The sequence below is a fragment of the Streptomyces sp. NBC_00654 genome (genome assembly GCF_026341775.1).
Classification (GTDB): domain Bacteria; phylum Actinomycetota; class Actinomycetes; order Streptomycetales; family Streptomycetaceae; genus Streptomyces.
Window position 1 is genome coordinate 4,136,684 of sequence record NZ_JAPEOB010000001.1, and the last position, 11,548, is coordinate 4,148,231.

The 11,548-nt window shown below is 70.5% G+C and carries 9 protein-coding genes; all 9 read left to right on the forward strand.

Translation table 11 applies throughout. The features are described 5' to 3' along the window. Positions 1-327 precede the first annotated feature (327 nt). The 9 genes from OHA98_RS17590 to OHA98_RS17630 all read left to right on the forward strand — a co-directional run bounded on the left by OHA98_RS17590 (position 328) and on the right by OHA98_RS17630 (position 11,548). The gene (locus OHA98_RS17590; RefSeq protein ID WP_266926878.1) at positions 328-1,251 is read left to right on the forward strand and encodes an SDR family oxidoreductase; all 924 of its coding nucleotides are present in this window, start codon (positions 328-330) and stop codon (positions 1,249-1,251) included. Positions 1,252-1,439: 188 nt separating this feature from the next. Beyond that, positions 1,440-2,636 (forward strand): cytochrome P450, encoded by a 1,197-nt coding sequence (locus OHA98_RS17595; RefSeq protein ID WP_266926880.1) that lies wholly within the window; start codon positions 1,440-1,442, stop codon positions 2,634-2,636. Between the two features lie 100 nt (positions 2,637-2,736). Beyond that, positions 2,737-6,150 carry a carboxylic acid reductase gene (gene car, locus OHA98_RS17600; RefSeq protein ID WP_266926881.1) on the forward strand — a complete coding sequence of 1,138 codons (3,414 nt, stop codon included), beginning with the start codon at positions 2,737-2,739 and terminating at the stop codon, positions 6,148-6,150. A 419-nt stretch (positions 6,151-6,569) separates the two neighbouring features. Then, a complete protein-coding gene (locus OHA98_RS17605) occupies positions 6,570-6,809 on the forward strand; it encodes a phosphopantetheine-binding protein (protein WP_266926883.1) in 240 nt (79 codons plus the stop codon). After that, positions 6,806-7,657, forward strand: coding sequence for a siderophore-interacting protein (locus OHA98_RS17610; protein ID WP_266926884.1), 852 nt, complete (start codon positions 6,806-6,808; stop codon positions 7,655-7,657). The genes OHA98_RS17605 and OHA98_RS17610 overlap by 4 nt, the downstream gene beginning before the upstream one ends. Before the next feature lie 102 nt (positions 7,658-7,759). Further along, positions 7,760-8,755 carry an ABC transporter substrate-binding protein gene (locus tag OHA98_RS17615; RefSeq protein WP_266926885.1) on the forward strand — a complete coding sequence of 332 codons (996 nt, stop codon included), beginning with the start codon at positions 7,760-7,762 and terminating at the stop codon, positions 8,753-8,755. After that, complete coding sequence (locus tag OHA98_RS17620; protein ID WP_266926886.1) at positions 8,752-9,774, forward strand: iron chelate uptake ABC transporter family permease subunit; 1,023 nt, start codon at positions 8,752-8,754, stop codon at positions 9,772-9,774. Before OHA98_RS17615 ends, OHA98_RS17620 begins: the two co-directional genes overlap by 4 nt. Before the next feature lie 59 nt (positions 9,775-9,833). After that, positions 9,834-10,766, forward strand: coding sequence for an iron chelate uptake ABC transporter family permease subunit (locus OHA98_RS17625; protein ID WP_266927940.1), 933 nt, complete (start codon positions 9,834-9,836; stop codon positions 10,764-10,766). After that, on the forward strand, positions 10,763-11,548 hold the full coding sequence (locus tag OHA98_RS17630; RefSeq protein WP_266926887.1) for an ABC transporter ATP-binding protein: 786 nt from the start codon (positions 10,763-10,765) through the stop codon (positions 11,546-11,548). Before OHA98_RS17625 ends, OHA98_RS17630 begins: the two co-directional genes overlap by 4 nt.

Sequence of the window (11,548 nt, forward strand, 5' to 3'; positions counted from 1 at the left end):
TGAAGCGTTTGCGGAACGGCCGGTGGTGCGGCCGCCATATGGTACCCGGGGGTGATCGAAGGATCGCGAGCCCAAGGAGACCTGACACATCGAAGGGTGGCTGTGGGGGGATGCCATTCCAGGCGGTGCGGAAATATTCACGGCCGCACACCGTTGAGCAACAATTATCGATTGTGCTGATCAAGATGTCCAGTCGACCGGGCAGGACTGTTCCGCGCCGCAGCTGTTCCTGGCTTGTATCGCATGAGGCGATTCAGGGCATCGATATAATCAGTTTGACCGTGTCAAAGAGATCGTTGATAGTGGTTCTGGTGATTCCGCGCCACCATGATCGAACGGGATGAATTCCCCATTCTGGACTGCAGATCGGGCGATCTTTTTCTCTCGCCGATCCGTGCCGCGCGGACAGGGCTGTTGAGCCAAGAAGGGGCGGAACCCAGGGTGAGCCAGAGTCGCCTTTCTGCAGAGATACCCCAAGAGCTGGAAGGCAAGCGGGCGGTCGTCACCGGAGGCAGCCGCGGCATCGGCGCGGCGATCGTGCGGAACCTGCTCGACGCCGGCGCCACCGTGGTCACCTCGGCCCGTAGTGCGACCGAACACACCCCGTCCGCGGCCAAGTTCGTGAAGGCCGACCTCAGTACGCCCGACGGTGTGCGCGGGTTCGCCGATGCCGCTCTGGAGAGCCTCGGCGGAGTCGATATCGTCATCAACAACGCGGGTGGATGCCGGACCTTCCAGAGCGCGCTGGACATCGAGCAGGACTGGCAGTACACGATGGACATCAACTTCCTGGCCGCCGTCCGGATCAACTCCGCGCTCGTGCCCGCCATGCGCGAGAGCGGGGGCGGGGTCATTCTGCATGTTTCGTCCATCGCCACCATTTCGTCCTACCCGATGATCCTGCACTACGCGGCCGCCAAGTCCGCGCTGGAGACGTACAGCAAGGGGCTCTCCACCGAACTGGCGCCGCAAGGAATCCGCGTGGTCGCCGTCTCCCTGGGGAACGTGGCGACACCGGGAGCCGACGAAGCGCGCGACAGGATCATCGACTATCTCGGCGGCGACAGCGGTGCGAGCGGCGGCAACGGCGAAAGCGGCGAATCCTCGTCGTGGGCCGACGAGATTCCCCTCGGCCGGATCGGCCGGGCGCAGGACGTCGCCGACGCCGTGAGTTTTCTCGTCTCCCGGCGCGCGGCCTGGATCACCGGCAGCAATCTCGTCATCGACGGCGGGCGCGTCGCCGCCCTGTGATCCGCGGCGGCGAACCGCTGCCGATATCCGCGGGCCGCGGCTCCGGCCCTTCCTCATCCATCGCCCGGCGGACCGGGTTTCCCCCGGACCTCCGTACAACGGCGGACCCGCCGGGCCCTCCCGCGCCATGCATTCAGTAACCCCATATCCGTAGGTAACGGCTTGCCAGGACTGGAAGGACTGACACGATGACCACGACAGGGGAAGAGGTGCGGGCCTATCCCTTCGGCCCGGCCGACCGGCTCAACGTGGACGCGAAGCTGGCCGAGATCTGCGGCGAACAGCCGGTGCTGCGGGTGAACCTGCCCTACGGCGGCGAGGCCTGGCTGGTCACGCGGCACGCGGATGCCAAGGTCGTGCTGGCCGATCCCCGGTTCAGCCGTGCCGCTGCCGTCGGCGAGGACATCCCGCGCACGGTCGCCGCCGGTCTGCCCAGTACCTCCATGATGAGCATGGACCCGCCGGAGCACAGCCGGCTGCGGCGCCGGGTGGCCAACGCGTTCACCGTGCGCCGCGTCGAGGCGCTGCGCCCGCGTGCCCAGCAGATCATGGACGGCCTGCTCGACAACATGATCGCCGCCGGACCGTCCGCCGACCTGACCAAGATGCTGACCTGGCCCCTGCCGATCACGATGATCTGCGAACTGCTCGGCGTGCCCGTCGCCGACCGCGACCGGTTCAACATCTGGGTGGACGGTCTGCTGATGCTGACCGATCCGGCCCAGTCCCTGCAGGCCCGCGAACACCTCAACGACTACCTCGCCGGTCTGATCAGGCTCCGCCGCGCCGACCCCACCGACGACCTCCTCGGCGAACTGGTCACCGACCCCGACGAGGAGGACCGCCTTGAGGAGAAGGAGCTGGTCAGCCTCGGGGTCAGTCTGCTGTCCGCCGGCCAGGAGGCCACCGCCAACCAGCTCGGCAACTTCGTCTACACGCTGCTGACCAACCCCGGCCTCTGGCAGCAGCTCGTCGCCGATCCCGCTCTCGTACCCGACGCGGTCGAGGAGCTCTCCCGGATCATCCCGATCAGCGCTTCCGCCGGCTTCACCCGTATCGCCCTCGCGGACGTGGAACTGAGCGGACAGACCGTCCGCGCCGGGGACGCGGTGGTCGCCGAGCTGGGCATCGCCAACCGGGACCCCCTGGTGTTCGAGCACCCCGGGGAGATCGACTTCCACCGCGGGAACAACCCGCACCTCACCTTCGGACACGGCGTGCATCACTGCCTCGGCGCACAACTGGCCAGGATGGAGCTGCGCGTACTCCTGGACTCCCTGGTCCGCCGCCTGCCCGGACTGCACCTCTCCGTCCCGGTCGACCAGGTGTCCTGGCGGACCGACCGCCTCATCCGCGGGGTGGCCGCGCTGCCCGTCAGCTGGTGAGGTCCGCACCGGCCGGCGCCGCCGCCCGACAGCACCGGCCGCCCATGTGCCCGCGCACGACTCGACGACATTCACCGGGACGCCGGGGGAGGGGCTGACCATGGCCGAAGCAGTGGAGGAGGTCACCGCGGCGGTGCGTGACCCGGGCAAAGGACTTGCCGAGGTCATGGCAGCCGTCCTGGAGGGCTACGGGGACCGGCCGGCCCTCGGTGAACGGGCGAGGGACCCTGCGACGGGGCGGCTGCTCCCGAGGTTCGACACCATCAGCTACCGCGAACTGTGGGCCCGTGTCCGCGCGGTCGCCGGCGCCTGGCACCACGACCCGCGGTCCGTGCCGGGCGCGGGCGACCGGATCTGCATCCTGGGCTTCACCAGCACCGACTACGCGACCATCGACCTCGCCTGCATCCATCTGGGCATCGTGTCCGTGCCCCTGCAGTCCAGTGCGCCGATGTCCCAGCTGAAGCCGATCATCGCGGAGACCGAGCCGCGCGTCCTCGCCGCGAGCATCGAGCGCGTGGACGCCGCCGTCGAAGCCGTCATCGGGGCGGCCTCGGTCGAGCGGGTCATCGTGTTCGGGTACGACCCACGGATCGCGGAGCAGCGCGAGACCTTCGAGTCCGCCCGGTGCCGCCTGGCCGAAGCCCGCGGCACGGTCGCCGTCGAGTCGCTGGACGAGGTGATCGAGCGCGGCAGGGATCTGCCGTCCGCCCCGCTGTTCGTCGCCGAGCCGGGCGACGACCCGCTGGCCCTGCTGATCTACACCTCCGGCAGCACCGGGACCCCCAAGGGGGCCATGTACACACAGCGGCTGGTCGGCACCGCGTGGTACGGCTTCAGCTACGGGGCCGCGGACGGCCCCCCCATCAGCCTCCTCTACATGCCGCAGAGCCATCTCGCCGGCCGCTATTCGCTGATGGGGTCGCTCGTCCGGGGCGGTATCGGCTGCTTCACCGCCAGGAGCGACCTGTCCACCCTGTTCGAGGACATCGCGCTGATCCGCCCCACCGAGCTGACCATGGTCCCGCGGCTGTGCGACATGCTCTTCCACCAGTACCAGAGCGAACTGGTCCGGCGGGCCGGCGAGCCGGGCGACGTCGAGACCGCGGTCAGGACGGACCTGCGCGAGAACTACCTGGGCGGACGCGTCGCCAAGGCCTTCTGCGGGACCGCCCCGCTCTCCGCCGAAGTGGCGGCCTTCGTCGAGTCCTGCCTGAACCTCCACCTGTACACCGGCTACGGATCCACCGAAGCCGGCGGGGTGCTCCTCGACACGGTGGTGCAGCGCCCGCCGGTGATCGACTACAAGCTGGCCGACGTCCCGGAACTGGGCTACTTCCGCACCGATTCGCCCCATCCGCGCGGCGAACTGCTGCTCAAGACGGACTCCATGATCTCCGGGTACTACAAGCGCCCCGAGGTCACCGCCCAGATCTTCGACGAGGACGGTTACTACCGGACCGGCGACGTCATGGCCGAGACGGGTCCCGACCGGCTGGTCTACATCGACCGCACCAAGGACACCCTCAAACTCTCGCAGGGCGAATTCGTGGCCGTCTCCCGCCTGGAGACCGTCTTCGGCGGCAGCCCCCTCGTCCAGCAGATCTTCGTGCACGGCAACAGCGAGCGCGCCTATCTGCTCGCGGTGGTGGTGCCCACGCCGGACGCGCTGGCCAGGGGAGCGGACGAGCCGGGGAAACTCAAGCGACTGCTCAGCGCGTCGCTCCAGGAGATCGCCAAGGGGGCCGAGCTCAACCCGTACGAGATCCCGCGTGACTTCCTGATCGAGACCGAACCCTTCAGCGCCGGGAACGGACTGCTCACCGAGAGCCACAAGATGCTGCGCCCCAGACTCAGGGAGCGCTACGGCGAGGTCCTGGAGCAGTTGTACGCCGACCTCGCGGACGGGCAGGCCGAGCAGTTGCGCGAGCTGCGGCGGGCCGCGCCGGACCGGCCGGTGCTGGACACGGTCAGCCGGGCCGCCCAGGCCCTGCTCGGCTGTCCGGACACCGACCTGGGCGCGGATGTGCACTTCACCGACCTGGGCGGGGATTCGCTGTCCGCGCTGTCCTTCTCCCAGCTCATGACGGAGATCTTCCACGTCGAGGTTCCCGTCGGGGTGGTCATCAGCCCGGCCAACGGTCTGGCCCGACTGGCCGCGTACATCGAGGAGGAACGGGAGTCCGGGGCGAAGCGGCCCACCTTCGCCTCCGTGCACGGCCGGAGCAGCGTTGACGTCCGTGCCGGTGACCTCACCCTGGACAGATTCCTCGACGCGCCGGCGCTCGCCGCCGCCCCGGGGCTGCCCCGCCCCGACGGCGCCGTACGGACCGTGCTGCTGACCGGGGCCAACGGCTACCTCGGCCGGTTCCTGTGCCTGGAATGGCTGGAGCGGCTGGCGGCCTCGGGCGGCAGACTGATCTGCGTCGTGCGCGGCAGCGGCGGGGACGTCGCGGCGAAGCGGCTGGAGGACGCCTTCGGCAGCGGCGAGGCCGAACTCCTCCGCCGGTACCGGGACCTGGCCGCCGGGACCCTGGAAGTGCTCGCGGGTGACATCGGCGATCCGCGCCTGGGCCTCGACGAGGACACCTGGAGCAGGCTGGCCGGCACCGTGGACCTGATCGTCCACCCGGCCGCGCTGGTCAATCATGTGCTGCCCTACTCCCAGCTGTTCGGACCCAACGTCGTCGGCACGGCCGAGGTGATCCGGCTGGCGCTCACCACCCGGATCAAGCCCGTCCACTACGTGTCCACCGTCGCCCTGGGGACCGGAGCCGGGGCCGCGGCACTGGACGAGGACGCCGACATCCGCGCCACCTGCCCGGTCCGGCGGATCGGGCAGGACTACGCGGGCGGATACGCGACCAGCAAGTGGGCGGGCGAGGTCCTGCTCCGGGAGGCGCACGACCTGTGCGGCCTGCCGGTGACCGTCTTCCGCTCGAACATGCTCCTCGCACACAGCAGATACCCGGGCCAGCTGAATGTGCCCGACATGTTCACCCGCCTCCTGTTCAGCCTGGTCGCCACCGGCATCGCCCCGCGCTCGTTCTACCGGGCCGGCGCCCGCGCCCACTACGACGGTCTGCCGGTCGACTTCACCGCCGAGGCCATCACCGCGCTGGGCGAGCGCGCCACCGAGGGCTACCGGACCTTCAACGTGCTGAACCCGCACGACGACGGCATCTCGCTGGACACCTTCGTCGACTGGCTCACCGAGGCCGGACACCCCGTGCGGCGCATCGAGGACTACGACGACTGGCTCATCCGCGTCTCGGCGGCGCTCCGCGCCCTGCCGGAGAAACAGCGTCAGCACTCGCTGCTGCCCCTGCTGCACGCCTTCGCGCAACCCGATGACGGCGTTCCCGGTGCGGCGATCGCCGCCGGGCGGTTCCACGCCGCGGTGCGGGCCGCCAAGATCGGCCCCGACAGGGACATCCCGCACCTGTCGGCCGCCCTCATCCGCAAGTACGTCACCGACCTGCGCCGGCTCGGCCTGCTCCACGCCCGCGGCTGAGGGCACACGTACCGGCACCCGGCATTCGACACCCGACACCCACAGCCGGCGGCAGCGCCACGGCTGTGGGTGTCGGCCGTCGCCCCGGCACGTCGCCGCTCCGCCGCCGCGGCCGATCGGCCCGCCCGCGGGGCGATGTGACAAAGGGTCATGGAGCGCGGAGTCGCGTTCGTCATCGGCGTCAGCGTCATGGTCAGCCCGCTTTCACATCATCGACTCCCATGGATTAGGTTAGCCTTGCCTTGCCTGGGTGTTGATGGGAGAGGGGGACCCATGCCTGCCGGCCGAACGACGCTTCGGCGGACACTCCGCCGCGGTGTGTCCGCCGAGCGGCCGGCCACCCCAGCGCTGTGGCGTCGTATCCACCACCGCCGACGCGCCGACCGCGCCGCCGGCGTCCATTCCGCAGGAGTCATCCGATGAGTCAGACCCTGTCGCCCGAACGTGTCCGCGCCGATGTCGCGGAGCTGCTCGACTGCGACCCCGCCGACATCGCCCCCGAGGAGAATCTGGTCGACCTCGGCCTGGACTCGGTGCGGATCATGATCCTGGTCGAACGCTGGCGTACCGCGGGGGCGACCGCTCTGGAGTTTCCCGACCTGGCCGAGCAGCCCGAACTCGGGCACTGGACGGCGCTGCTGACGGGGGGGACCGCATGAGCCGCGTCGACCACAGGCACCGCCATCTGGAGCGGATCGCGGAGGTCAGGGAGGGCCGCCACGCCGAGAAGGTGGGCTATCCGATCGGTATCCGGGAGACCGAGGTCGTACGGGTCGCCATGGTCGGCTCCGGTCTGCTGCGGGTGACCCTCGGCGGTGCGGGCACCGAGGGCTTCGAGGCCCACGCGCCGGACGAGCATGTGAAGCTGATCTTCCCGGATCCGGACGGCACGCTGCGGCTGCCCGAACGGAACGGCCTGATGCTGCGCTGGCCGCGGCCGGCGCTCGTCTCGCGGGAGTACACCGTGCGCCGCTACGACCCGGCCGCGGGCGAAATCGACATCGACATCGCCCCGCACGAGGGCGGGCTCGCCTCGGACTGGGCGCGAGAGGCCCGGCCGGGTGCCGTCATGCACATCGCGGGGCCGCCCGGCGGGATGATCGTCCCGTACGCCTACGACCGCTACCTGCTCGCGGGCGACATCACGGCGCTGCCCGCGATCGCCCGCCGGCTGGAGGAGCTGCCCAGGGCCGCGAAGGGCTGGGCGTTCATCGAGGTGGCCGACGCCGCGCAGGAGATCGAGCTGTCCGCGCCCGAGGGTGTCGAGGTGCGCTGGCTGCACCGCGGCGACCACCCCGCGGGGAGCGGGGACGCGCTGGAGCGGGCGGTGACCGCCGTGGCCGTGCCCGAGGGGGAGCGGGTGTACGTGTGGGCCGCAGGGGAGGCCGGGCAGATCAAGCCGCTGCGCCGCTGGGTCCGCGACGAACTGTGCCTGGACAAGGCCGACTCCGACATCACCGGGTACTGGAAGCGCGGCGTCGCCGACTTCGACGAGGACGATCACTGACAAACCGGCCGGACCGGGACGGGTGTGACACCGGTCCGTGGTTGTCCTGCCGAAAGGCCATCAACTAAGGTGAGCCTTACCTAACTAGCAAGGAGTAATTGCATGTCCATACGCAGATCGTTCGGCCTGGTCGGCGCGGTGTCGCTGGCCCTCGTCCTGGCCGGATGCGGGTCGTCGGAGGACGGGTCGGGTTCCTCGGACAAGGCCAGGACCCGGGTGTTCGCGGCGGACAACGGCAAGATCACGATCCCGGCCCAGCCGAAGCGCGTGGTGGCCACCGGCTACGCCGTGCCCGCCATGCTGGAGGCCCACGCGCCGCTCGTCGGGATCTCGTCGTGGAAGCGCGGCGAGCCGATGATGAGCAAGGAGGACCTGGCCACCTACAAGAAGCTCCCCAAGGTCGCGGGCGAGTCGGCGGCCGAGACCAACTACGAGGCCGTCGCCGAGGCCGAGCCCGACCTGATCATCATCGGTGTGCCCGCCCCGGTGCTCGGTGACATCGACATCAAGCGGCTGGAGTCCATAGCCCCGGTCGTGGCGATCGGCCCGACCGTGCCGTCCGCATGGCGCGAACTGTCGCACAAGCAGGCCGACGCAGCGGGCGCGCTCGAGCAGTTCGACGCCGTGAAGAGCACGTACGAGGCCAGGACCGCCGAGTTGGCCAAGAAGTACAAGGACGTGCTGCCCCAGCTCAAGCTGGGCCATGTCGGCTCGTACGGCGAGGTCGCCAAGGGCACCTTCCAGCGCGAGTTCGGCGGCTCGTGGGGCACCAACATCGCCGAGGACTTCGGCGCGAAGTACTACGGCAAGGTCAAGGAGTCCGGCCCCGGCTCGCGTTCGGTCAGCGAGTACCCGTCCATCGAGGAGCTCCCGGCCGCGTTCGGTGAGGCAGACGTCCTCACGTACTCGGTCAACGCCGACGGCACCGTGCCCGAGCCGGTGAAGTACGTCATGGACTCGAAGCTGTGGAAGAACCTGCCCGCCGTCAAGGCCGGCAAGACCTTCCCGCTCCGCTACACCGAGGCCGCGACCTACGGATCGGCCATGAAGACCCTGGACGCGATCGACGAGTCGCTCGCTCCGCTGCTGAACCGGTGACCGTCGCGGGCCGCGCGTCCGGTGCGGCGGGAACCCGGCGGGCCGTGCCGCGGATCGGCTGGCTGATCGGCGGACTGGTACTGCTCGTGGTGATCGCCGTGATCAGCATGGGCGTCGGGGCCCGCCCGGTCCCGCCCGCCGAGGTCGTACGGGCGCTGTTCGACTATCACGGCACCGACGACCATGTGATCGTGCGTGATGTCCGGGGACCGCGCGCACTGCTGGCCGTCGCGGTGGGTGCCGCGCTCGCGGTGGCGGGCGCGCTGATCCAGACGCTGGCCCGCAACCCGCTGGCGGAGCCCGGCATCCTCGGCGTCACCGCGGGCGCCGGGTTCGCCGTCACCGTGGGCTCGGCGCTCGGACTGGCCGCCGGACAGGCCGGCGAACTGGGCTTCGCCGTCATCGGCTCCGTGCTCGCGGCGCTGCTGGTCGCCGCGGTCGGGCGGCGCTCGCCGCTGCGTCTGGTGCTCACCGGAGTGGCCCTCACCGCGGTGCTGAGCGGTGTCGCCCTCGGGCTGCGGCTGATGCTCCCGGACGTCTTCGACATGTACCGCTTCTGGTCGGTCGGATCGCTGGCGGCCCGCGAACAGGCGCCGCTGGCCCTGCCGCTGACCGCCATCGCGGTGTCGCTGACCGGCGCACTGCTGCTGAGCCGGGCACTCAACGCCCTGACGCTGGGGGAGAGCGTGGCGCACACACTGGGGGCCGGCGTGGGCCGGGTGAGGGGCGCCGCACTGGTGCTCATCACCGTGCTCAGCGGGGCGGCGACAGCGGTCGCCGGGCCGATCCTGTTCGTGGGACTGATCGTGCCGCACCTGGTCCGCAGGCCGGCGTCGGGCTCGGTGCCCTGGCTGATCCTCTACTCGATGGTGCTGGGGCCGATCCTGCTGCTGGTCGCCGACATCGGCTCGCGGATCCTGCTGCCCACCGGCGAGGTACCGGTGGCCATCGTGACCGCCTTCCTCGGCGGGCCCATGCTGATCTGGGCCGTCCGCCGCTACGGGGCGGGGTCACTGTGAACAGGCTCGGACCGAAGGCCGAACGCCGCACCGCCGTGCTCGTCGTGGTGCTGGTGGCGATGATGCTGTGCCTGGGGATGCTCGGGCTCTGCTACGGGGCGTCCTGGTCGACGCCCGGCGAGGTGCTCGCCGCGCTGACCGGGGCGGACCCCTCCGTGGTGATCCTGGACTGGCGGCTGCCGCGGGTCCTGGCCGGGCTCGTCTTCGGCGCCGCGCTCGGCGTGGCGGGGGCGATCTTCCAGAACCTCACCCGCAACCCGATGGGCAGCCCCGACGTGATCGGCCTCGACGCCGGCGCCTACACCGGTGCCCTGGTCGCCATCACCGTGCTGTCGGGCACATCCGCCCAACTGGCCGCCGGCTCGGTGCTCGGCGGACTGCTGGTCGCGGCCGCGATCTACCTGCTCTCGTTCGAACGCGGCTTCTCCGGAATGCGGCTGGTCGTGATCGGCATCGCGGTCAACGCGATGGTGACCGCGATCAACTCATGGATCGTGCTGCGCGCCGAACTGGAGGTGGCGATCGCCGCCGTCGGCTGGAGCGCCGGCTCGCTCAACGGTGTGGGCTGGGGGGACCTGGGGATCCCGTTCACGGTGATCGCCGTACTGCTGGCCGTGATGACCGCGCGGGCCCACGCCATGCACCAGGCTTCGCTCGGCGACGCGATCGCGGTGACCACCGGGGTCGGGCTCGGCCGGCTGCGACTGCTGATGGTGCTGGTCGGTGTCGGCTGCACCGCCACGGTGACCGCGGTGGCCGGACCGATCGCCTTCATCGCCCTGGCCGCCCCGCAGATCGGCCGGAGACTCGCCGGCGCCGCCGGGGTGCCGCTGCTCCCGGCCGCGCTGACCGGGGCGGTTCTGCTCCAAGGCGCCGACCTGCTCGCCCAGATGCTGCTGGCGCCCGTCGCGCTGCCCGTCGGTGTGGTGAGTACCGCGATCGGCGGTTGCTATCTGATCTGGCTGCTGACCAAGGAGGTGAGGCGCGCGTGACCGCACGCCTGACCGCGCGGGACATCACCCTGCGCTACGGAGACCGCGTCGTGTCCACACGGCTGAGCCTCGACATCCCCGACGGCGCGTTCACCGCCATCGTGGGCCCCAACGCCTGCGGGAAGTCGACCCTGCTGCGGGCGCTGGTGCGGCTGCTGCGCCCCGACAGCGGGCAGGTGGAACTCGACGGCCGGGCGGTCGGCGGCTACGCGCCCAAGGCGCTGGCCAAGCAGCTCGGCTTCCTGCCGCAGGACCCGCTGGCCCCCGAGGACATCAAGGTCCGTCAGCTCGTGGCGCGGGGACGGTTCCCGCACCAGTCGCTGCTGGCGCTGTGGTCGCCGGAGGACGAGGAGGCCGTCACCGGGGCGATGGACGCCGCCGGTGTCGCTGACCTGGCGGGCCGGCCGGTGCAGGAGCTGTCCGGCGGCCAGCGGCAGCGGGTGTGGATGGCCATGGTGCTCGCCCAGCGGACGCCCTACCTGCTGCTCGACGAACCGACATCGTTCCTGGACATCACCCACCAGTACCAGTTGCTCGGCCTGCTGGCCAGGCTGCGCAACGAGGGCCGCACGGTGATCGCCGTCCTGCACGACATCAACCAGGCCTGCCGGTTCGCCGACCACCTGGTCGCCATGAAGGACGGCCGGGTGGTCGCCGAGGGCGACCCCGGGGACATCGTGGACGCCGCGCTGATCAAGGACGTGTTCGACCTGCCGAGCGTCATCGTCCCCGACCCGGTGACCGACACGCCCATGGTCGTTCCCACACTTCAAGGAGAGTAA